We start from the raw sequence: 24,223 nt of genomic DNA on the forward strand, positions 1-24,223 counted from the left end.
CTATGGAAGAGGAATTCGAAATTTCAGAATCACAATCACTACCCTCATTTGATGTTAAGGCCTTTTTAATTAGGGTTTTAAGCTATTGGAAACTGTTTGTTCTATTTATAGGTCTTGGTATATTTATAGTGTATCAGCAAAATATACGAAAACAACAATCGTATAGGTTAGGTACGCAGATTTCGGTAGAGGAAGAATCTAACCCATTATTTACATCAACAACTAGTTTAACCTTTAACTGGGGCGGTGTTACTGGAAAAGTGCAAACTATAATGACTTCTTTAAGGTCACGCTCAATACATGAGAAAGTAGTTGATAATCTTGAATTTTATATCACATATTTAAAACAAGCTAGGTTTAGAAAAGATGATATTTATAAGGCATCACCAATTAGAATTAATTTATCTCCAAATACGAGTCAATTAATAAATCATCCCGTTAAAATTACGTTTCTTGAAGATAATAAGTATTTACTGTCTTTAAATTTTGAATCTAACTTAGCCAAAACTCAAAATTACGACTCTAAGAAAACAGCGAATATAGATGTGCCTCTGGGTGAGTTTAAAGAACAATATACCTTAGGAGATACTATTAGTCTGCCATATATAAATGGAGTGATTTATTTGGCTGAAGATAGGAAACCAGTTGTTAATGATGAATATTTTATACAATTTAGTGATTTTGATGCCGTAGTAGCAAAGTACAGAAATAAGTTAGTAATTGATAATCCTAGAAGTTCTCCAACACTAAATTTAAGTATGGTTGATGTAAATAAGGGTAAAATTGTTGATTATTTAAATGAAACTGTTTCTGTATTAAGTAACGACCAATTAAATAGGAAAAACCAATTTGTAACCAATACTATAGCGTTTATTGATAGCCAGTTGGATAGAGTAAAGACGCAGTTAACGCTTAATGCGGATTCATTAAATAACTATAAACAAAAAAACAGAATATTTGATTTAACTAACGAAAGTGTTGCCATAAATGCTAAACTATCTTCTTTAGAAACGAGTAAAGATGAAGTGAATAGAAAATTAGCCTATTACAGCAGTTTAGAAAACTATCTAAAAACAAGTAATTCTTTTACAGAAGTTCCGGCACCTTCTATTTCTGGAATAGACGAGGGAAATATACTTTCCAACATCGCAAAAATTAATGCATTGTCTGTACAAAAGTCAAAATATGGAGCTACTGTTAGAAAAGATGCAACCATATTTTCCGATTTAAATCGCGAAATTGAAGGGCTGAAATTAGTGCTTTTAGAAAATATAAATTCGGCAAGAGGGGAGTTAAAAAGAGAGCAACAATCCTTAAATAATAAAATTGCTATTGAGGATGGTAAAATACGAAAATTGCCAAAGGCTCAGCAAAAGTTGTTTGATATTGAAAGACAATATGCCCTTAGTGAAAAAACGTATAATGTGTTTTTAGCAAAACGTGGTGAGGCCGATATTATAAAATCGGCTAGCGTATCAGACATTGTGGTTATCGATCCTGCAAAAGATACTGGTGCCACACCTATAGACCTACGTTTAAGTTCAAGATACTTATTTGCCGTTATTGGTGGTATTCTACCTCCATTAATATTAGCTTTTTTACTAACATTTTTAGATAACAAACTACACAATCCACAGGTTTTAGAAGGCCTATCTAATATTCCGTTACTAGGAGTAGTTGGTAAAAATAGTTTGGAAAATAATTTGGTAGTCCACTTAAGACCTAAATCTACAATAGCAGAAGGGTTTCGGTCTATAAGGTCTAGCTTACAATATTTTTATAAAAAGCATAATTTAGAAGGCTCTAAAACCGTAATGGTAACTTCTTCGGTAAGTGGCGAGGGGAAAACCTTTTGTTCAATTAATATTGCTACCGTTTTTGCAATGAGCGGTAAAAAAGCCATTTTGGTTGGGCTAGATTTAAGAAAGCCAAAAATATTTGGAGACTTTGAAATTAAAAATGAGATTGGCGTTGTAAATTATTTAATTGGTCAAAAAAGTATAGATGAGGTCATTCAAGTTACCAAAGTGGAAAATTTAGATGTAATAACATCTGGTCCTATACCTCCAAATCCATCAGAGTTACTCATGAATGATAATATGGATGAAATGATGGATTATCTAAAACAAAATTACGACTATATTGTGTTAGATACACCACCAATAGGTCTTGTGGCTGATGCATTAGAGTTAACAGAATATGCAGATGCAACGGTATATGTTGTAAGACAAGATTATACAAAAAAAGGGATGCTTAACTTAATTAACACTAAATATAGTAAAGGCGAAATTGAAAATTTAAGTTTTGTGTATAATGGCTATAACCAAAAAGGGAAATACGGTTACGGTTACGGTTATGGTTATGGCTATGGCTATGGTTACGGTAGTTATGGGAATGGTTATAATGATGATGGACCTGCTAAAAAAACAATAATAAATAGAATTAAGTCATTTTTTAGCTAGTTGTCCTAAGGTTTAAAGTTGGTGAATTAAAAAGAAAAGATATTGAATAATAAGAATAGTGATTGGCTTTATACAATTTCTCCAAAGAAAAAATTAATTGATTTAAATTTTAGTGAAATCTGGAGATACAGAGATCTTCTGCTTTTATTTGTAAAACGAGATGTAATTACCCAATATAAACAAACTATTTTAGGACCATTATGGTATTTTATACAGCCTTTATTTACAGGTGTTATATTTACCCTAATTTTTAATAATTTGGCTGCAATACCAACTGGTAGTGGTGTACCTCCTTTTTTGTTTAATCTAGCAGGAATAACGTCTTGGAATTATTTTAGTAGCTGTTTAACCGGTACTAGTAATACATTTAAAGCCAACCAAGGTATTTTTGGTAAAGTCTATTTTCCAAGAGTTATAACACCGCTTTCGGTTGTGTTCTCTAACCTGTTAAAGTATGGGATTCAATTGTTAGTGTTTTTTTGTTTCTATTTATATTTTGTGTTTTTTAGTAATAAAGCGACTAACGTGTCACCTCAATTTGTAATAATCTTTTTACCAATATTAATATTATTTATGGGGTTTTTTGGATTGGGTATTGGTATGATTATATCTTCAATGACTACAAAGTATAGAGATCTTACTTTTTTAGTTGGCTTTGGTGTGCAATTATTAATGTACGGATCTGCAGTTATGTATCCATTATCTTATTTTAAAGAAAAAGTTCCGGAATACTCATGGTTAGTAGAATATAATCCAATGACAATAATAATTGAGTTGTTCAGGCACATGACTTTAGGTGTTGGTGATTTCTCTATATTTAAAATTCTATATGTTGGTGTAGCAGTAATTTTAATCTTTTCTTTAGGGTTAATAATTTTTAATAAAACAGAAAAAACCTTTATAGATACCGTTTAGTATGAAAAAGAAAGACATTATCTTAAAAGTCGAAAACATTTCTAAACAATATCGCTTAGGTCTTGTTGGAACTGGAACTATTAGCCATGATTTGAACAGATGGTGGTATAAAATTAGAGGAAAAGGAGATCCATATTTAAAAGTAGGAGATACAAACGACCGTACTTCTAAAGGTGACTCTGATTATGTTTGGGCACTAAAAGGTGTTGATTTTGAGGTAGAGCGAGGAGAAGTTTTAGGAATCATAGGTAAAAATGGAGCGGGTAAATCTACGCTTTTAAAAATACTTTCTAAAGTTACAGGACCAACAACAGGAGAAATAAAAACCAAGGGACGTATAGCATCTTTATTAGAAGTAGGTACAGGGTTTCATGGCGAGATGACTGGGCGCGAAAATATATTTTTAAACGGAGCTATTCTTGGTATGACTAAAAGTGAAATAAGTTCTAAAATTAACGAAATTATTGAGTTCTCAGGTTGTGAAAGATATATAGATACTCCAGTAAAGCGCTATAGTTCTGGTATGACAGTTCGACTAGCTTTTGCCGTTGCCGCATTTTTGGAACCGGAAATTTTAGTAATTGATGAGGTATTAGCTGTTGGTGACGCCGAATTTCAAAAAAAGGCTATAGGTAAAATGCAGGATATAAGTCGTGGTGAAGGTCGAACAGTTTTATTTGTTAGTCATAATATGGCAGCTGTAAAAAATTTATGTACGCGAGCTATTGTTCTCGAAAATGGAAGTTCTTCCTTTGAGGGCGAGGTAGAAGAGTGCATAGAATACTATATTTCAAATAATAAAAACAAAGAAACCAAATTGTATTATTCTGCAAATAATAAAGATAATATTTTGCAAAATATTGAAATAAAAAACAAACTGGTTGCCTCTGGTAGCAATATAAACATTTGTTTTAACTTAAACGTAAAAGCTATTAACCTAACTAATGTGCACTTAGGTATTTATAATTTTAATGATGAAAAGGTATTACATATATCCTCAGAATATTTTAATAATGGGTATATAAAAACATCTAGCGATGTTTTAAATTGTGTAATAGAAAGGAACCCATTAACACAAGGTTTGTATTATGTAAATGTTGGGGTTGTAAGCAACAAAGTAGAAGTAGAAAGATTGAAAAAATGTTTGGTTTTTGAAGTAGTAAATAGTGATTTCTTTAATTGCGGAATTATTTTGAAGCCAGCATCAATTAAAGCTAAGGCATTAGCAGAATACAAGTGGTACTAAAAGATGAAAAAAGTAGGGCATTTTGGGACTTTTGATGTTGATAATTATGGAGATTTACTTTTTCCTCATATAGCAGAATTTAGACTGCCTAAATATCAATGGGACCACATTTCACCAACTAATAATCAAACAGTTTTTAAAGATAGCAGGCCTATTATTTCGTTTGATAAAGCTAAAAATAATGCTTATGATGCAATATTAATAGGGGGAGGGAATATACTTCATTTATTACCAAATTACGTTACAGTATATAATAATAAAAAAGGATTTGCTTATGCTAATTTGTGGGTAGGAGCAGCTAAAATAGCTATAGAACAAAAAATACCGTTACTATTCAATGCTCCAGGTATATCAAGAGGTTTTAAAGGGTTTATACAAAAAAAAATTGCAATTAAAACATTTAAGAGTTCAAATTATTTAGCCTTTCGGGAAGGTATAAGTAAACAAATAGTAAGCAATTCAATTAAAAGAGATTTAAATTTTAAAAACAAAATTTGTGTTGTTCCAGATACAGCATTTGATATTCATAAATTATGGCCTCTAGATACAAGTACGGGTTCTAATTACATAACAATTAATTTAAATTCAAGATATCACTGCCCAATTAATGAAACGGCAAAAGAATTGGATGCTTTAAGTAAGAAGCTCAAAATGCCTATAAAATTAATTATTATAGGTGATTGTCATGGAGATAAGTTTTTTACAGAACAAGTGTCTAAACTAATGAAATGCGATTATAGTATAGTTGAGTCTGATGAATTAAAAACAGTAGCACACGTAATTGGAAAAGGAAAATATTTTCTAGGTTCTTCCATGCATGGTTTTATTACAGCTTTAGCATATGGTGTACCTTCTTTTTTAGTGCTTAACAATAAGTCTAAAGTATTGCATAAATTTAAAGGATTATTAGAATTGGCAGAACTTAGTAATAATGTGATTTTAAATTCTTTTAATAATGTTGGTAATAAGTTAAATGAATCTGCATATTTAACAAAACAAGTAAAGCAAAAAATCGACAATACTTTAAATGAACATTGGCAAGTTTTAAATAACATAATTCAAAGTAAGGAAAAGCCAAAGTTTAGCTTTTATATTGTTAAATTTGATACCCTGTTAAATTTAAGTAATAGGTTTAATAGAATTCTAAATAAGTTTTTTTAAAATGTTATGGATACTTACATAATTATTGTTAGTTATAACGGTATTAAATGGCTAGAAAAATGCTTAAATTCTTGTTGTGATTATAAAGTTATAGTAGTAGACAATGCCTCTACAGATCATACTGTAGCATTTATAAAAAAACATTTTCCTAGGGTTATATTGCTAGAACAACAAACTAATTTGGGTTTTGGTCAAGCCAATAATTTAGGTATAAGTTATGCACTAAATGAAGGCGCAGATTATGTATTTTTACTAAATCAAGATGCATATTTAAAACGAGATACCATAGCAGAATTGGTAAATGTACATAAAACTAATTCAGCATTTGGTGTGTTAAGTCCTATACAATTAAATGGATCGGGTAATAAATTGGATAGAAATTTTTCTAGCTATTTAAAGTACGATTATAATAATTTCTTTCATTTTGATGCCATTAACAAGAATTTATCTAAAATCTATGAAGTACCTTTCGTTAATGCTGCAAGTTGGCTAATTCCCAAGGAAACATTGTTAAAAGTAGGAGGCTTTGATCCTATTTTTTTTCATTATGGAGAAGATGATAATTATTGTCAAAGATTAAGATACCATAGGTTAAAAGTTGGAATTGTACCACATGTTTTTGTAATGCATGATCGAGAGTTTGAAAATAAAGGTTTTCAAACTAAAACTTTAAAATATAAAGAATGGATGTACAAGTTAAATTGGGCAAATCTTAATTTAAAAAATCATTCTAGCCATATTAACAAACGTATAAGAGAAATTAAAAACACTAGACTTAATTACTTATTAAAGTTTAATTTGCGAAATGTAAAACGATGTAATGAGGAGCTTCAATTAATATATCGTATTTCAGACAGTATAACTCAAAGTAGAATTACTAATAAAACAATAGGGAAACACTATATTTAAAAATGAAATGCCCACTTGTATCCATTATAATACCAACATATAATAGAGCACATATAATTGGTGATACTTTAAACTCTATATTAAATCAAACTTATGCAAATTGGGAGTGCATTGTTATAAATGACCATAGTACAGATAGCACTTTAGAAATTGTAAATAAATTTGTAAAAAAAGATAATAGGTTTTCATGTTATAATCTTGAAAATGGTTATTTAAAGGGTGGTAATGGAGCAAGAAATTATGGCTTTAAATTAAGTCAGGGAGATTATGTAAATTGGTTTGATGATGATGATGTCATGTTAGATAATTTTTTAAAATCTAGAATTGAAGCGTTTACATCTAGTGTGAATTTTGTTATTGGATCGCATTATACAGTTAATCAAAATTTAGAGAACAAAACTCTTCAAAGCTTAGAAATTAAATCTTATTTGTTTAAAGACTATGCTTTATGGAAATTACAACTAATAACAAACTCTATTTTATTTAGAAAGTCCTTTTTAAGTGAAAAAATATTGTTTAATGAAAATTTAAAAAGAGGTCAGGAAACTGAGTTATTTACACGGTTATTTTTTCGTGCCCGAAAAGAATCCTATAAAATAATAAATGTTCCTCTATTTTTATACCGACAACATGAAACTAGTAAAACTCAAAAAAATTTAAGCTATGTTGACGATTTTCAAGAATCTAAAAGCATTGTTTCAATTCAAATTTTAAAGAAAAGTATTAAATTGAGAGATTCAGAATTAGTTAATATATATTATTACAATTTAATTAATACATTCTTTAAAAGTTTAGAAAAAAATCATAAAGTAAATTCTAAATATATACTTGATAATCTATCTAAGATATTGAGACCAAATAATTCAATGTTGAGTTTTGAAATTAAAATATTTGGAAGCCTTTTTTTATTCATTTCAAGAGGTATTTATAAGTTTGAAAAACGTTGGAAATCAAAAACCATTAAAATTTAATCAGGAATGAAGAGCAACACCACAGTTATTATTCCTTGCTACAATGATGGTAAATATATTATTGAGGCATTAAACTCTGTTTTAAGCCAAACCTTAAAAGCAGAAAAAATCATCATTATTGACGATGGATCTGATGTTGAAACAAAAAAAATTCTAAATAACATTAATATAGAAAATGTTGAAGTTATATTCCAAAACAATAAAGGGGTTTGCGTTGCCAGAAATATTGGTATAGATTTAGCAAAAACAGATTATATTTTAAATCTTGACGCAGATGATTATTTTGAGGCTACTTTTTTAGAAAAAGCAGTTAGTATTTTAAATAATAATTTAGATATAGGTGTAGTTGGTTGTTATTATAAAATATTAAAAAATAATAGATTAGACCCCAACGTTGTAAAACCAGTAGGCGGTAGTGTTAAAAATTTACTAGTTAATAATAATGCCATAAACTGTTCTTTGTACAGAAAAGTGTGCTGGAATAAAGTTTTAGGGTACGATGAAAACATGAAAGAAGGTTATGAAGATTGGGATTTTTGGATTTCTATTTTAAAACACGGTTGGGATATGCATATTTTAAAAGAGCCTTTGTTTGTGTATAGAATTAAACAAAATTCTAGAGATATAGTGGCTTTTAAGGAGCATCATATGAAACTTAAACTTTATCTATTTGAAAAACATAAACAAGTATATTTAGATAATTTTGAATCTTATTTTAATCAAGTAACTTATATAAACTATAAACTAAAACTTAACAATCTAAAGAGTACAAATACTAAAGCTTCTAAAATTGGAAATGCTATTTTAGCGCCAATTAGGTTTTTGAAAATTAAAATATTTAAATAAGTTTTTTTCGTGAAAAATTTCATTTCCATAATAGTTCCATGTTACAATCAAGCACATTTTCTAGATGAAGCTTTGCAGTCTGTTTATGCGCAAACATCTCCAAATTGGGAATGTATTATTGTAAATGATGGCAGTACAGATAATTTGGAAGAGGTTGCTTTAAATTGGACCAGGAAGGATATCCGTTTTAAATATTTCTTTAAAGAAAATGGAGGGTTATCAAGTGCTAGAAATTATGGGGTAAATAAGGCCACAAACAATATTATTCTTCCTTTAGATGCAGACGATGTAATTAACACGGCATTAATTAAAGATGTATTGAATACTTTTAATAATACAAATGCAGATTTGGTTTACTATGATGTTTCTTTTTTTGGAAAGAAGGAAGGTAAATATGTATTACCTAAATACAATTATAAAACATTGTTATTGCGAAATACTTTTATTGCATGTACCCCATTTAAAAAAGATAATTACTTAGCAATTGGAGGCTATGATGAACAACTAAAATCGTTTGAAGATTGGGACTTATGGATTAGAATGTTAAACAAAAACTCAAAAGTGGTAAAAATTAACAAAACACTTTATTATTACAGAAAGCACGAAAGTGGTAGTCTTACCAATGCCTTTTCCGACTCTCCTAAATTATATTTTGATTTATACGATTATATTTATTCAAAGAATAAGGCGATTTACGATGCACATTTTAAAAACCCTATTTTAGCTTATCAACAAAATGATGAGTTATTAAATTTTAATAATAGGATTAAGAACAATTTTATCTTTAAAATTTATGTTTTTGTAAAGTCCATTTTAAAAAAATAAAATTACTGTTATGATTTCTGTTGTGATAAGAACTAAAAACCAGTCCAAAGCATTGGAGTTTTTACTGGCTAATTTAAAAAATCGCTATAATAATGATGTAGATGAGGTTATTGTAGTTGATAATCTGTCGGTGGACAACTCTAAAGAAATCGCAACCAAATACAACGCAAGATTCGAAACCATAACAAATTTTAGTTATGGAGGTAGTGCTAACTTTTGTGCAGAAAAGGCAAATAACGAAATAATAGTTATTTTTAGTGCGCATTCTTACCCAGTAAGCCCTGATTTTTTTTCAACTATAAAAAAACAATTTGTACAAAATAAAAACTTAGCAGGTGTTAGGTGTTTACATGCAAGTAACGATTACGAAAATTATATAAACAATATATCGGCTCTACAAGACCCCAATAAATCTGGTTTAATTTTTTCTGGTTCTGCATTCAGGAAATCTATTTGGAACAAAATTAAATTTAATGAAAATGTGCCAACCTTTGAAGATAAAGATTGGACAAAACGTGTTTTAAAAGCAGGATATGACATCGAGTTTGCTCCCGTAGTTTTTAATTATCGTGTTTCCAGAAATGACAAGCAATTGTTTTTTAGATTTAAAAACGATTTAATTGGTAATTACCAAATATGGCATAAGGAACCAAAAATATCTAGTGTTTTTAAAGGCACGTTGGTTACCATATTAAGCGCTGTTAAAAACATGTTTGTAGCAATGTATTACGCCACGAAAAGGCTGTTATTAATTTTAAAATTCAAGTTTAATAAGCCAGAAAAATTTAACTATTAAATAAAGGGAAATAGACTTCAAGTTAAATTGAAAATACTGTTTTTTTTTAATTTAGTTGGCATTAATTTTATATGAAAAATATTTTAATAATTGGACCCTTTTTAGATAAGGGAGGGAGAGAGCAAGAAAGTGGTTTTATTGCCAATGTGTTATCTAAAAAATTTAAAGTTGATATAATTTCAACTGCAGATATGACTATGGCTTCCGAAATTTATAATAGTTATAATAAAGGAAAGGTAACCTCGCTAAAAGAAATGTTATTCAAAAAAAATATGTTGTTTCGGTTTTTCTCATTAATAGCGTATGTAAAAAATAATAAGCGTAATGAAAAATTTAATTATGTAAATAATGCAATAAATAAAAGGTTAGGATATTCCAAACAAATCGTTCTTTTACTCAAGAACGTACTTTTAAAGTACGATTTAGTTTTTATAAATGCTCAATTAACATCTAGTTTAATGAATGAAATTGTAAGTTTTTCATTTTTAAACAAAAAACCTATAGTATTTAGAACTAGTGGAGAAATATATAACTTTCAATTAAAATTGAACTATATAAACAAAGTATCTTTGTTTATACATCACTCTAATTTTAATGCATCTAAAATTAAAAATTTAATCAAAAGTCAGGCTATAATAGACCAATGTAGTTTTATTGAAGAAAAATTATTAACCATTCCTGTACGTAATAAAATTGAGAAATTTATTATTATTGGTAGACTAGCAAAAGATAAAGGGATAGATAATTTAATTTCTTTCTTTATTAAATATCCTAACAAATCTTTATCATTAGAGATTTATGGCGAAGGAGAAATGGGAATTACTTTAATTAAAAAATATGAGAGTTATAAAAATATAAAATTTAAGGGGTATTTTACTCCTACTAAATTATATGAAGTTTTTGAGAATAATGAAGTGTTAATTATACCATCTTTTAATGAAGCAGGACCTTTGGTTGGTATTGAGGCAATGGCTGCTGGCAGGTTAATTCTTTCTACTAAAGTTGGTGCAATGCAGGAACGTTTGATTAATACAAATAACGATTTTTGGTTCGATATTAGTAATTATGATACTTTTAAGCATGGAATGGATAAATTATTAAATACAAGTGAGGAAGAACGAACTACTATAGCTAATAATTTAAGAAATAGGTATTTATCTAAATATTCCGCTAAAAACATTTCAAATAAATACATTACAACTGTTGAAGAATTTATTGGATTGGAAAACACCTAAATTAAATGAGAGATTCTAATAACCCATCAAAAGAACAAATTTTATCTATAAAAGATAAAAGGCATAGGGTTATAATACCATTATACATACCTAATGAAGTTGGATATTATAAGGATTCTTGGAAGGTTTTTGAAATTTGTTTAAGTTCCTTATTAAAATCATGCGAATCTCCTATAGCTATCTCTATAATAAGTAATGGAAGCTGCAAAATAGTAAATGATAAATTATTCAATTTATTTAAAGATGGATTAATAGATGAGTTAATTATTGAAAAAGAAACTATAGGTAAAGTTAACAGTATTTTAAAAGCTCTTAGAACAGCAAATGAGCGTTTTATAACCATTGCAGATGCAGATGTGCTTTTTGTAAATGGATGGGAAAAAGCCATTTTAGATATCTTTAAAAACTTTCCTAAAGCGGGAGCAGTATGTCCTGTTCCGGTATTTAGAAAGCATAATAATTATACTTATAATATTTGGTTTGATAATTTATTTTCAAAAAAATTAAAATTTACAAAAGTGGTTAATCCAGAAGCTATGTCTAAATTTGCTAATAGTCTTGGTTGGTCATATTTAGAGGATAAATATAAAGATGTATATTTAACATTGCAGGCTACTAATGGCTTAAAAGCTATGGTTGGATGTAGTCATTTTGTAGCGACTTATAAACGGGAGGTTTTTAATGATTTACCAAAAAATAATACACGCTATAAATTAGGAGGTGATAGTGAAGGCCTGTATTTGGATATTCCTGTTTTAAAGTACGACAGCTATAGGTTATCTACCGTCAATAATTACGCTTATCATATGGGAAATACTCTTGAGGATTGGTTTATTACCACATATAATCAAATTTTAGAAATTCCAAAAAAGCCGATTAATGATACTTACCCAGTTTTAAAAAAAAGCAAGGTAAAATATGTAATAAAATCTAAACTTTTTAGGAGGTTTTTAGGCTTAAATCCCTTTAAAAAGTGGTTTTATAAAAGTAAAGGGTTGTCTAATAAGCAATTAGCTAATTTTAATATTAAATAGCATTGATAACCATCGTATTAACATATAGGGATAGGGATTTAACCATTGTAAAAAAATGTTTAGATGCATTAGGGCGCCAAAGTTCATCAGGATTTAATGTCGTTTTAGTCGATTATGGTAGCCAGATAGATTTTGCCGAGGCGCTTTCAGTTTTAGTTAAAAAGTATAGTTTTATAAAGATAATACAATGTCCTGTTAATGGTCAACTTTGGAATAAAAGCAGAGCTATAAATATAGCTTTAAAACTATGTAATACGCCTTATTTTTTAGTAGGTGATATAGATTTAGTTTTTCATCCAGACTTTATTAAAATAGCAAGTAAGCTAGCTTCAGAAAACGTTACCTATTTTAAATATAGCTTTTTATCAAAAGAAGAATCTTTAAAAGATAAAAATTTCGAAGATTACGAAATTGATTTTGAAGGCGGAAAAGAAATAACAGGAACCACCTTATTTCCTACTGAAACGCTTAAAAAAGTAAACGGCTATGATGAGTTTTACCATGGTTGGGGTGCTGAGGATACCGATATCCATCAGCGCTTAAAAACTTTTGGTTTGCATGTTAGTTTCTATGATAGCAATATTTTAGTAAAGCACCAATGGCATCCAAAAGCGTATAGAAGCAAAACGAGTTCTAGTCCGTTTCATTCTGTTTTAGAACGTGTAAATCACCACTACATGAATTTAACTATAAATAATAAGGTCATTAAAGCCAATAAAAATCAAAATTGGGGAATGCTTCCAAATAAAGAGGATTATTTGAAACTTTCGTTAAAACCAGATGTGGAAATTAATATTCAACCTATCGATTTTCATTTTTCAGCTCTATTAGCGCAGTTTAAAAACTTCAAAAATAAAGTTGTAAAAATTCAAATCAATAAAGTTAACTTTAAGCAGAAAGTATTTCAAAGTGCAAAAAAAGCTTTAAATAAGAGATATTTTAATTATTTAAAATTGGAAGATTTAAATAATTTACTGCTCGAAGAAATAATTAAAAATTATAGAAACTGTCCTTATGTATATCATTTCAATAGGGAAGCCGGAAGTATAAACTTAATTATATACTTTAATTAATGAAGATATTATTTGTTTCAATGCCTTCGTTGCACTTTTTTAGATGGGCAGAACAGCTTGAAAACTCAGGTCATGACGTATATTGGTTCGATATTGTTGATGGGAAACAGACTAACCGTTTACCTTGGGTAAAAAAGATTAATAGCTGGAAAATCAAATGGCCAAAATTTAAAGGGCGTTATTTTATCAAACAAAAAACACCATTTTTGTATCGTTTGTTAAGACCATTAATTGAAAGAAGGCCTGAAGTGGCATTCGAAAAATTAATTATCGATTTAAAACCAGATTTAGTACATAGTTTTGCTATGCAAGTAGCTTGCGTTCCGATAATACATGTTATGGAAAAGCATCCAAATCAAAAATGGATATATTCATCCTGGGGAAGCGATTTATTCCATTTAAAGTCTGTTAAGCTTAAAGAAGAACAAGTAATAAGAGTGCTTAAGCGAGTAAATTATTTTATGTCTGATTGCTTGAGGGATTATCAAATAGCAAAAAAGTATAATTTTGAGGGTATTTATTTAGGATGTTTTCCAGGAGGTGGCGGATACGATTTTAATACCATAAATAAGTACAGCGTAATGCCAGCGGCATCTAGAAGAACTATTTTGGTAAAAGGGTACCAAGGGTCACTAGGGCGATGCATTCAAGTTTTAAAAGCTTTAAAAAACATTTGCGATAATGTAACCCAATATAAGATTATTGTATTTTCTGCGGATTCTGAAGTTATGCGTTTTTCTAACGCTTTAAAGCAAGAAACAAACTTGAATATTTCAGTTTTGGATAAAGACAAGTTTTTACCACAACAAGAGATCTTAAAATTAATGGGCAAATCTATAATATATATAGGAAGTAGTGTTTCTGATGGAATGCCAAATACGTTATTAGAAGCTATAATAATGGGAGCCTTTCCTATACAATCTAACCCAGGAGGCGCTAGTGCTGAGGTAATAATAGATAATAAAAACGGACTCTTAATCGAGAACCCAGAAAGTACTAATGAAATTCAAAATTTAATATTAAAAGCACTAAAAAATGATGCCTTAATTGAACAAGCATTCAATTTTAATCAAAATGAAATTAAACCCATGTACGAATATGAAACTATTAAAAATCAAGTTTTTAAAGCGTATCGGGATGCCGGAACAAAAAACATGGGAAATGAGTAATATTATAAAAAAAGTATCCAACAAGCTTAAAAATGTTATAAACGGTTTTAAGCATAATAAGCGTTTAAAACAAAGAGAAAAAGTAAACAAATACTTAATTGAAACTAGACAAACAGATTTAAATAGGTGGAAAAAAAATAACGAATTAGATGAACTTTGGAATGAAAGAACAGCTATTCTTGGAGGATATATATCTAAGCAATCTAAAATTATAGAATTTGGGGCTGGAAACATGTTTTTAAAAACGTTTTTAAACCCAATAGATTATACTCCAACAGATATTGTAAAAAGATTTGAAGAGACTGTAGTTTGTGATTTAAATAAACCTATTATAATTGATTTGAGTAAATACGATACCGCAGTTTTAAGTGGTGTTCTTGAATATGTACATAACATTGACGCGGTTTTTGAACAATTAGAGAAAAATCATGTAAAACAAGTAGTGCTTTCTTATTGTTGCTCGGATTTAGTAAGCCTTTCTCGAGATTTGAACGGATGGTTAAGCGATTTATCAAAAAGTGATTTACAGGAAGTTTTTAATACATATAATTACAAAGTTAAAGATTATCAAGAATGGCAAAATCAATCTATTTTTAATTTGAATTTAAACGTTTAAACTAGAGAAATATTAATGTGTATGCATCATATTGACTCACAGGAAAATGCGAAAAATATCATAATATCACTCGAAGATAACTTTCCTGTCGATTGTTGGACTATTGATAACATACAGGTGTGGCCTTATATAAGAATAAAATTATACTATGAGTTATTAACTATTTATGATAAAAAACAAGACGTTAAAGCTAATAAACCTTTAGCACGTTCTTCAAATAAAGTAGTAGTGTTTTTTAAAATAATAAAAGCTTTTTTCGCTTCGGAAGTTTTCTTTTTCAAATTAAAACAAAAGAAAATTTTATTTTTTGGGGCGCATTTTCATCGTGTTTTGAATGATGGAATATATTTTAATAGGTTTTACGATTCCATCATTAGCCACCATAATTTACAGGATGATGTTTATATGGTTGAATATCAAAAAATTTATGAAAACATGTATAATCATAAAGCCTTAATAGCATTAAGTAAGCAGCTTGATAATTATAAGCTATTATTAAAACTAACAAGAAAACAAAAAAAACAAAACGATTCAACTTGCAGAATATGATACCTTTTGCCAGCACCTTTTAAGCTATAAGCTTACCGCAGAAAACCTAGGTATTGGTATAAGTAATATTAGAAATTGGGTGTTAAAAATGCAGTCTTTAAAGGGTTTTTATTCCAGAATGTATAAAAAAACAAAACCCTCCAAAATTATTTTCTTGGGGTATTATGGTTATGATGATTTATATGCAGCTCTAATAACTGCAAATTTACTTAAAATAAATACTATAGATTTTCAGCATGGACCACAAACCAATGTGCATATGGCATTTTCTAACTGGTCTAAAGTGCCAAATAATGGTTTCAATACTATGCCTAAGGAATTTTGGAATTGGGATGCTATTTCAAAAGCGAATATTGATGCTTGGGCAAATAAAATTGAAGGTGTTTGTGCAAAAGTAGTCGGGCAGCCTTATATTTCTTATTGGATGAATTATCAAGAAAATAGAGCTAACTCTAACGACGAAAAAACTATAGTGTACAGTATGCAAACGTCGCCTTTGGAATTGTTTACACCAAAATTGATTAACATCATCAAAAAATCAAATGTTAAATGGGTTTTAAGGTTGCACCCTAGAGATGATACGCGTATTGAAACTATATATAAATTTTTAATCAATCACGGAATAAGTAAAAACACCGTATTACAAAGTGCAGTCGAAAAGCCTTTGCCTTTAGTACTTAGCAACTCCCTTTTACATGTTACAAATTATTCAGGATGCACTATTGAAGCTAAAATGATGGGTATCGCAACATTGTTAATACATAAAGTTGGTTTAGAGATGTTTAGTGCTTATGTTGATAATAAATATGTCTATTTTTTAGATCAAAATAATGATGATTTTGAGTTGAGTTTTTTTGATTTATTTGAAAGGACTAAAAGAGAAACTAATAATTTAGAAAATACAGAAATATTTTATCCTATTTAGTAGACTGATAAATACGATATATAAAAACCTTTTATCTGATTTTTTGATTATTTCATCCGGAAAAATCGTATTTTAGCGACGTGCTATAAAATTAACATGACATTTTTTAAATGAAACAAATAGGATTTATTCCATTACGAAAGGGCTCAAAAGGTATACCTAACAAAAATAAGCGAAAAATGGTAGGAAGGCCATTATTTACTTGGGTTTTAGGAGAAGCTGTTTTTTCTAATCTTGATGAGGTTGTCGTTTATACAGATGATCAAAGTATCATTGATTTTATTACAAAAGAATATCATTGGACAAATAAAGTTAAAGCTGTTTTAAGAAGTGCAGAAAGTGCTAGCGATACAGCATCTACAGAGTTTGCAATATTAGAATATTGTGAGTCTATAAATTACAATTTTGATGTATTTTGTTTACTTCAAGCAACATCACCATTTACCCGAAAAGAAGATATAAACATTTGTTTAGAAAAATTAAATGAAGATTACGATTCTGCTTTAACGGTTGTAAATACACATCGGTTTTTATGGGATAAAAATGGCAAAGCATTAAATTATAATCCAAAAGAAAGACCGCGCAGACAAGATTTTGAAGGTTTATTAATAGAAAATGGTGCTGTTTATGCAACTACAAAAGATAGTTTAAAGAGTACTAAAAACAGATTAGGAAGTAATATTGCTGTTGTGCAAATGGCAGAAGATTCCTTACATGAAATAGATTCTGAAACCGATTGGACAGTTGTTGAGCAATTACTTATTGAAAGACAAAAACAAGCTAAACAATCTAAAAAAATAACACACCTTGTTTTAGATGTTGACGGCGTTTTTACTGATGGTACAATTACTTATACAAAAGACGGCGAACATACAAAAGGCTTCGATATGCGCGATGGTATGGGTCTTGAAATATTAAGGCAATTTAATATCAAGGTTATAGTTATGACTTCAGAAAATTCAGAACTCGTAGTAAAACGCATGCAAAAACTACAAATAGAAGATGTGTTTTTGGGAGTTAAAGATAAATATACACTATTAAATAATATTATTAAAGAAGAAGACATTTCGCTTAGCAACGTAGCTTATATTGGCGATGATGTAAACGATTTAACAAATATATGTAGCGTTGGCTGGTCTATAACACCTAATAATGCCACAGATATTGTTAAGCATAATGCAGATGTTGTGCTGTCAAAAAACTCAGGAGCTGGTGCCATTAGAGAAGCTTGCCAATTTATAATGAATTATAATAAAAGATTTTAAACCCCAAGCTTAATGAATACGTATAAAAAACCATATATAATTGCAGAAATTGGTTGTAACCATAAAGGAGATATGGAGATAGCCAAAGAACTAATAAAAGTGGCTAAGATATTCTGTAATGTTGATGCCGTAAAATTTCAAAAAAGACATAATAAAGAGTTATTAACCGAAGAGCAGTATAACCAACCACACCCAAACCCTGTTAATTCTTATGGAGATACTTATGGTGCACATAGAGAGTTTTTAGAGTTTGATGTGGACCAGCATAAAGAATTAAAAGCATATTGCGAAGAAATAGGTATTACGTATTCAACCTCGGTTTGGGATTTAACATCGGCCAAGGAAATAACAGCTTTAAATCCAGAATTTATCAAAATACCTTCTGCTTGTAATAACAATGTGGTGATGTTGGAATGGTTATGCGATAATTATAAAGGTGAAATACATATTTCTACAGGAATGACGACCAAATCTGAAATTGAAGACTTGGTAAATCTTTTCAAAAACAAAAACAGAAATAAAGATTTAGTACTTTATAATTGTACATCGGGTTACCCAGTTCCTTTTGATGATGTTTGTCTTTTGGATATTAATTTACTTAACGAAGCTTACGGGAATGATGTAAAACACATTGGGTTTTCAGGACACCATTTGGGCATTGCGGTGGATGTTGCTGCTTTTACCTTAGGAGCAAATATTATAGAAAGACATTATACTATTGATAGAACTTGGAAAGGAACAGACCATGCAGCGTCTTTAGAGCCTATGGGTTTACGTAAATTATCTAGAGATGTAAATGCAGTTTACAAAGCCTTGCAATTTAAAAATCAAGATATATTACCAATAGAGCAAGTACAACGCAATAAATTAAAAAACCAAAAAGGATAGCATGTTTGCAACCAATAAACTTAGGTTGTTTTGGTGGAATGAAATAAAACTTCAAAGAAAGCCTAAAGAAAACTATGGAGACCTTCTTGGTAAATACCTAGTCGAGAAAATATCTAATAAAAAAGTAGTTTGGTGTAAACCAGCTAATTTTCATTTTCAAGATTTTTTTACACCAATTTATGTAACAATTGGTAGTATTTTAACCCATGTAAATAAAAAATGTATTGTTTGGGGAAGTGGAATTATTTCTAAAGAATTTGAAATTAAAAAAGCAGAGTTTTTAGCAGTTAGAGGTCCGCAAACCAGAAAACATTTACTAAAACAGGGATTTAAAGTTCCAGAAATTTACGGAGATCCAGCGCTTTTACTACCAAAATATTACAAACCTAAAATTAAAAAAGAGTTTAAAGTAGGTGTTATTCCGCATTACAGAGATTTTGAAAAAGTAAGTGCGTTTTATAAAAACCAAGAGTCGGTTTTATTAATTAATTTAATGACCAATAATGTTGAAGATATTACAGATATGTTTCTTAAATGCGATAAGATTGTATCTTCATCATTGCATGGAATTATTGTAGCGCATGCTTATAGAATACCAGCAATATGGCACCAATTTTCAGATGATGTTTTTGGCGATGGGATTAAATATCAAGATTATTTTGAATCTGTAGGAATCACGTCTTATGTACCCGATATTTCAAATAAAAAAATGAATGTAAACGATTTAGAATTGCTATTTCAAGGTAAAGAAGCATTGCCAAAACAAACAGTAATTGATAATTTATGTTCAAAATTAATGGAGGTTTGTCCTTTTAAATCGGATGAGTAAAATGAAGAAAAAAATATTTGTTTTCTTTCCTGATGGTGTTGGTTTAAGAAACTTTGCCTTTACGGACTTTAAAAGTATTGGCGAAAACATGGGGTTCGATATTACGTATTGGAACAATACTATTTTTTCTTTAAAAGACAATCTAGGTTTTAATGAAATTAAGATAGAAGACCATACAACGCATCCATTATTACCAATTTATTCTAGAGCAAGAAAACGCGCAGAATTAAACGTTTCTAGAACAAAGTTTAAGGATAATGTATATCCAACTTATAAATTTCCTTTTAATTATAATGGCACAAAAAACACATTAAAAACCCTTTATGTAAAATGGTTAATTGGTTTGTACTCTTCAGAAAAAGGAATCGTAAAATTAAGAGCAAAGATTAATAAATTAGAACGCTCAACATCAAAATATAAATATTGTAAAGCACAGTTAGAGCAGCATAAACCAGATATGGTATTTTGTACCACACAACGCGCAACTCAATCTATAAGCGCATTATTGGCAGCTCAAGATTTAGGAATTCCTACAGTTGCCTTTGTTTATTCTTGGGATAACGTACCTAAAGCCATGCAAGTAGTTGAAACCGACTATTATTTTGTTTGGAGTGATTTAATGAAACAAGAGGTGTTAAAATACTACCCGTTTGTTAAAGAAAATCAAGTGTTTGTTACAGGAACACCGCAGTTTGAGCCTCATTATAATTCAGCTTTAAAACAGACAAAAGAAGAATTTTTTAAAGAACATGGTTTAGATATTTCAAAAAAATATATTTGCTATTCTGGCGACGATGAAACCACGTCACCTTTAGATCAATATTATTTAGAAGATTTGGTAAATGCTGTAAGAAGCCTAAATGGTAAAGGCGAAAATTTAGGCATTATTTACAGAAAGTGTCCTGTAGATTTTACGCCAAGATATAATGTTGTAATTGAGGCAAATAAAGATGTTATTACAGTTTTAGACCCTATTTGGAAACAAGTTGGAAAGCAATGGAATCAAGTCTTGCCAACCCCGGAAGATTTTAAAATGCTTTATAATGTTTGTGAGCATAGCGAGTTTGTAACTAACGTTTGTTCATCTACAATATTCGACTTTGTAGCTCATAATAAACCTTGTATTTATTATAATTATGAACAACCTCAATTAAGAAAAGGAATTAGAGATATTGGTCAGAATTATAAGTACGTACATTTTAGAAGTATGCCAAGTAAAAAAGCAGCAGTATTTTGTGCAGATAAAAAAGATTTAGAAGGTTTAGTGAAGCAAATTTTAGACGGACACTTATCAAATGTTGAGATATGTAAAGAATGGTTTAAAACTGTAGCTGGTAACAACCCAACCAAAGCATCAGAAACTATTTGGGACACCATAAATATGTTACTAACCACCAAATAGATGGAAACTAAACAAATTATCATCCATAAGCGGTTCTTTATAGCAATAATTATAATTAGTGTACTATCTGCACTTAGGTCATTATTAATACCTGTGCATGCAGACGAACTTACATATTCTAAACTTGCAGATAACATATTGTTAGGTCAATATTACCTTGTTAATAATCCTTCATCGATAGCTCCAACTATTCCTTTTGTTTTTGCACTTTTTAAAATTAAAACTTTCCCAGTTTTAGGAATTATTTTAAATAAAATTTTCAATTTATGCCTAGTCGGTTTTGGTTTTCGGTTTATAGCATTGTATTTAAAACAACAAAACGTAAGCCCGATTTTTATAGGTGGAATTTTAGCATTAACAGCGGTAAACCCTAATGCTGTTGCATGGTTTTCAACTTTATATCCTGAATCTTTAATCTTTTTTGGTTTCTGGGGGTTTATATATTATGTATCCCGGCCTCCAAAACAAAGTTATTTAATTAAAATATTAGCTTTTTTTATTTTAATGGTTTTTACTAGATATTTATATGCTGTGTTGGGTGTGGTAATCTTGTTATGTTATTACGATTATTTAAAAGAAAATTTTAAAAATTATAGTTTACCCATAGTAACCTATTCGTTAATATTTTTAATACCAGTAATACTTTGGGCTAAGTATTTATTAAATATTGAAGAACAAAATTTATCTGAGATTAGTTATTTTAATAGGTTTAAAGTCGGTAATCCTTTATTGTATAACATTAAATGTGGTTTAGGCTTGGAACAACATCATGAAGTTGATAAAATTAATGGTATTCCAGCTTTTGCGTCATTATTTATTCCAATAACTGGCTTTCGGAATTATCTAATAAGTTTCATTTTAATTTTTGGCTTTGTTTGTGGATTAGTTAAGCATTTAAAAAGACCTGCCGTTAGTAAGTTATTCATTTCATCTATGTTAATCATGCTTGGTTTTGTTTTTGCAGGAACAGGATTTAGCCGTTATTGGTTGGTACTACTTCCTAGTTTTTATCTTGGGTATTATTATTTGTTTAAATTGCTGAATATCCGTGATAAATGGATTGTTTACGGATCGCAGCTAGTGTCGTTTATCTATATATTAAATGAAATTAGACTAGATATTCTCATTGTAAATAAGTACTTATGATTTTTTTAGAAAGACACAATCCAGAATTTAATTTTTTTATTAAACCTCATGAATTTTAGAAAAATATTAATTTATATGCCTGCTTTAAATGAGGAAGAAACCATTCTTAAGGTATTAAAATCAATTCCAAAAAAGTATGAAGGGTTTGATGAATTGGAATTGTTAGTGGTTAATGACGGTAGTAGTGATGATACCGAAAAGGAGGCCATAAAAGCAGGAGCTACCGTGTTAAATCATAACCATAATCAAGGCGTTGGAAAAGCGTTTCAAACCGCTGTTGATTATGCTTTAAAATCTCATGCAGATATTATGGTTAGTGTAGATGCTGATGGACAGTTTGATGTTAATCAAATAACTGATATGATAGCTCCTATACTTAATAAAAAAGCCGATTTCTGCTCAGGAAATAGATTTGCAAATGGTAGACCGGTAAATATGCCAAAAGTGAAATTTTTTGGAAACAGTTTAATAAGTAAAATAGTCGGTTTTGTAAGTAAGGCCAAAATTCAAGATGTTTCATGTGGCTTTAGGGCGTATTCTAGGGACTGTTTATATAATTTAAATTTACAAGGTAGCTTTACTTATACTCACGAAACTATATTAGATTTGTTGCATAAAGGTTATAAAATTAGTCAAATACCTGTAAATGTTAAATATTTTGATGGTAGAGTGTCTAGAGTAGCGAATAACCTTTTTGTATATGGTTTTCAAACGTCTTTCATAATTTTTAAAAGTTTTAAAGACTACAGACCTTTATCCTTTTTTTTAACAATAGCTTTAATTGTTTTTATAATTGCTGTACTGTTGGCAGGTTTTGTTTGTATCCATTGGTATAATACAAGTATGATAACGCCTTATAAAAGCTTAGGGTTTATAGCCTTAGCACTATTTGGTTTGTCAATGTTAATTAGTGTTTTAGCCTTTTTAGCAGATATGCTGAATAGGATAAGAGGAAATCAGGAAAAAATATTATTTCTAACTAAAAAGAAATATTTTGAAGAAGATTAATTATAATAAATTAAAAGCAACTCCCGAGGAAGAAGACTTTTTAGGAAAATATAACAATGAAGGGGCTATTGCTAAGTATCTTGTAAGTAGTTATTTTAAATCTGTAAAAAAATTACTAGATAAGGTTGATGCTATAAATTCGGCTCACGAAATAGGTATAGGAGAAGGGATTTCTACCAAACGGTTAAAAGAAATGGTGACAAATATTAGCGGATCAGAATTTGTAGAAAAGCTTGCTAAAAGGGCGCAAATTAATAATCCTGATTTAAAAATTTTTCAAGAAAGTGTTTATGAATTAAAATATGAAGATAATAGCGTTGATTTAGTCTTTCTTTTGGAAGTATTAGAGCATTTAGATTATCCACAATTAGCTTTACAAGAAATAAAAAGAGTATCAAAATCATATTTAATTATAGGTGTCCCAAATGAGCCACTTTGGCGATTTTTAAACTTATGTAGATTTAAATATATTAAAGATTTTGGTAACACACCAGGACATTTAAATCACTGGTCAAAAAAAACATTAATAAAGTTAGTTGAAAAAGAATATGGAAAAGTTATTGCTACGGAGGCTCCATTACCATGGACCATATTATTAGCCAAAAAAGAAAATTAATGATGTTGATGAACGATAATGTTTAGAATAATGTTAAGAAAAAGCAGTCTAAAAAAGCTATTTACTATTTTAAACAAAAAACTAATTTCTAGATATGCATTAATTAGTATAGTGAGTTATATCTACGTTTTTGCAGGACTTTATCTTTTAATAGATATTTTTGAATTTAACAAAACACTAGCGTTCATTATTGTTTATGGTATTGCGTATATTGTGCTTTATGGAGTTCAATTAAAATTTTTGTATTCTAAAAGTCACGATAATTATAAGTTAATTAAATATATTTTTTCTATACTGTTTTTTTATGTCAGTGCTAATTTATTGTATAATTTAGGAT

The 24,223-nt window shown here is 29.2% G+C and carries 23 protein-coding genes; all 23 read left to right on the forward strand.

What is annotated here, in order from left to right:
- Positions 1-2 precede the first annotated feature (2 nt).
- The 23 genes from BMY96_RS05080 to BMY96_RS05190 all read left to right on the forward strand — a co-directional run bounded on the left by BMY96_RS05080 (position 3) and on the right by BMY96_RS05190 (position 23,886).
- Positions 3-2,462 (forward strand): exopolysaccharide transport family protein, encoded by a 2,460-nt coding sequence (locus BMY96_RS05080; protein WP_092849930.1) that lies wholly within the window; start codon positions 3-5, stop codon positions 2,460-2,462.
- 42 nt (positions 2,463-2,504) lie between these two features.
- Entirely contained in the window at positions 2,505-3,377 is an 873-nt protein-coding gene (locus BMY96_RS05085) for an ABC transporter permease (protein WP_432416254.1), read from the forward strand.
- 1 nt (position 3,378) lies between these two features.
- Positions 3,379-4,623: an ABC transporter ATP-binding protein gene (locus BMY96_RS05090; RefSeq protein ID WP_092849934.1), complete on the forward strand. Its 1,245-nt coding sequence runs from the start codon at positions 3,379-3,381 to the stop codon at positions 4,621-4,623.
- Between the two features lie 3 nt (positions 4,624-4,626).
- Positions 4,627-5,784 carry a polysaccharide pyruvyl transferase family protein gene (locus BMY96_RS05095; RefSeq protein WP_092849936.1) on the forward strand — a complete coding sequence of 386 codons (1,158 nt, stop codon included), beginning with the start codon at positions 4,627-4,629 and terminating at the stop codon, positions 5,782-5,784.
- Positions 5,785-5,790: 6 nt separating this feature from the next.
- On the forward strand, positions 5,791-6,693 hold the full coding sequence (locus BMY96_RS05100; protein ID WP_092849938.1) for a glycosyltransferase family 2 protein: 903 nt from the start codon (positions 5,791-5,793) through the stop codon (positions 6,691-6,693).
- A 2-nt stretch (positions 6,694-6,695) separates the two neighbouring features.
- Entirely contained in the window at positions 6,696-7,664 is a 969-nt protein-coding gene (locus tag BMY96_RS05105) for a glycosyltransferase family 2 protein (protein ID WP_092849941.1), read from the forward strand.
- A gap of 6 nt (positions 7,665-7,670) precedes the next feature.
- Positions 7,671-8,510, forward strand: coding sequence for a glycosyltransferase family 2 protein (locus BMY96_RS05110; protein WP_092849943.1), 840 nt, complete (start codon positions 7,671-7,673; stop codon positions 8,508-8,510).
- A gap of 9 nt (positions 8,511-8,519) precedes the next feature.
- Entirely contained in the window at positions 8,520-9,335 is an 816-nt protein-coding gene (locus BMY96_RS05115; RefSeq protein ID WP_245750548.1) for a glycosyltransferase family 2 protein, read from the forward strand.
- 10 nt (positions 9,336-9,345) lie between these two features.
- Positions 9,346-10,131: a glycosyltransferase family 2 protein gene (locus BMY96_RS05120; protein ID WP_092849945.1), complete on the forward strand. Its 786-nt coding sequence runs from the start codon at positions 9,346-9,348 to the stop codon at positions 10,129-10,131.
- A 71-nt stretch (positions 10,132-10,202) separates the two neighbouring features.
- Positions 10,203-11,366: a glycosyltransferase gene (locus tag BMY96_RS05125; RefSeq protein ID WP_092849947.1), complete on the forward strand. Its 1,164-nt coding sequence runs from the start codon at positions 10,203-10,205 to the stop codon at positions 11,364-11,366.
- Between the two features lie 5 nt (positions 11,367-11,371).
- A complete protein-coding gene (locus BMY96_RS05130; protein WP_092849950.1) occupies positions 11,372-12,400 on the forward strand; it encodes a glycosyltransferase family A protein in 1,029 nt (342 codons plus the stop codon).
- A gap of 2 nt (positions 12,401-12,402) precedes the next feature.
- Complete coding sequence (locus tag BMY96_RS05135) at positions 12,403-13,473, forward strand: glycosyltransferase family 2 protein (protein WP_092849953.1); 1,071 nt, start codon at positions 12,403-12,405, stop codon at positions 13,471-13,473.
- Positions 13,473-14,642 (forward strand): glycosyltransferase, encoded by a 1,170-nt coding sequence (locus BMY96_RS05140; protein ID WP_092849955.1) that lies wholly within the window; start codon positions 13,473-13,475, stop codon positions 14,640-14,642. Before BMY96_RS05135 ends, BMY96_RS05140 begins: the two co-directional genes overlap by 1 nt.
- The gene (locus BMY96_RS05145; protein ID WP_092849957.1) at positions 14,635-15,258 is read left to right on the forward strand and encodes a class I SAM-dependent methyltransferase; all 624 of its coding nucleotides are present in this window, start codon (positions 14,635-14,637) and stop codon (positions 15,256-15,258) included. Before BMY96_RS05140 ends, BMY96_RS05145 begins: the two co-directional genes overlap by 8 nt.
- A 21-nt stretch (positions 15,259-15,279) precedes the next feature.
- Positions 15,280-15,807, forward strand: a complete 528-nt coding sequence (locus tag BMY96_RS05150) for a hypothetical protein (protein ID WP_092849960.1) — start codon at positions 15,280-15,282, stop codon at positions 15,805-15,807.
- 88 nt (positions 15,808-15,895) lie between these two features.
- Positions 15,896-16,732, forward strand: a complete 837-nt coding sequence (locus BMY96_RS05155; RefSeq protein WP_139205216.1) for a hypothetical protein — start codon at positions 15,896-15,898, stop codon at positions 16,730-16,732.
- A gap of 110 nt (positions 16,733-16,842) precedes the next feature.
- Positions 16,843-17,997, forward strand: coding sequence for an acylneuraminate cytidylyltransferase (locus BMY96_RS05160; protein WP_092849964.1), 1,155 nt, complete (start codon positions 16,843-16,845; stop codon positions 17,995-17,997).
- Positions 17,998-18,009: 12 nt separating this feature from the next.
- Positions 18,010-18,885 carry an N-acetylneuraminate synthase family protein gene (locus BMY96_RS05165; protein WP_092849967.1) on the forward strand — a complete coding sequence of 292 codons (876 nt, stop codon included), beginning with the start codon at positions 18,010-18,012 and terminating at the stop codon, positions 18,883-18,885.
- Position 18,886: 1 nt separating this feature from the next.
- Positions 18,887-19,714: a polysaccharide pyruvyl transferase family protein gene (locus tag BMY96_RS05170; RefSeq protein WP_092849969.1), complete on the forward strand. Its 828-nt coding sequence runs from the start codon at positions 18,887-18,889 to the stop codon at positions 19,712-19,714.
- A gap of 1 nt (position 19,715) precedes the next feature.
- Positions 19,716-21,116, forward strand: a complete 1,401-nt coding sequence (locus BMY96_RS05175) for a CDP-glycerol glycerophosphotransferase family protein (protein ID WP_092850898.1) — start codon at positions 19,716-19,718, stop codon at positions 21,114-21,116.
- Positions 21,117-22,262 carry a hypothetical protein gene (locus tag BMY96_RS05180; RefSeq protein ID WP_092849970.1) on the forward strand — a complete coding sequence of 382 codons (1,146 nt, stop codon included), beginning with the start codon at positions 21,117-21,119 and terminating at the stop codon, positions 22,260-22,262.
- A 48-nt stretch (positions 22,263-22,310) separates the two neighbouring features.
- Complete coding sequence (locus BMY96_RS05185) at positions 22,311-23,270, forward strand: DPM/DPG synthase family glycosyltransferase (protein ID WP_092849973.1); 960 nt, start codon at positions 22,311-22,313, stop codon at positions 23,268-23,270.
- Positions 23,257-23,886, forward strand: coding sequence for a class I SAM-dependent methyltransferase (locus BMY96_RS05190; protein WP_175473516.1), 630 nt, complete (start codon positions 23,257-23,259; stop codon positions 23,884-23,886). Before BMY96_RS05185 ends, BMY96_RS05190 begins: the two co-directional genes overlap by 14 nt.
- Positions 23,887-24,223: the final 337 nt, after the last annotated feature.

The sequence above is a fragment of the Algibacter pectinivorans genome (assembly GCF_900112595.1).
In the GTDB taxonomy this organism is placed as follows: Bacteria; Bacteroidota; Bacteroidia; order Flavobacteriales; family Flavobacteriaceae; genus Algibacter_B; species Algibacter_B pectinivorans.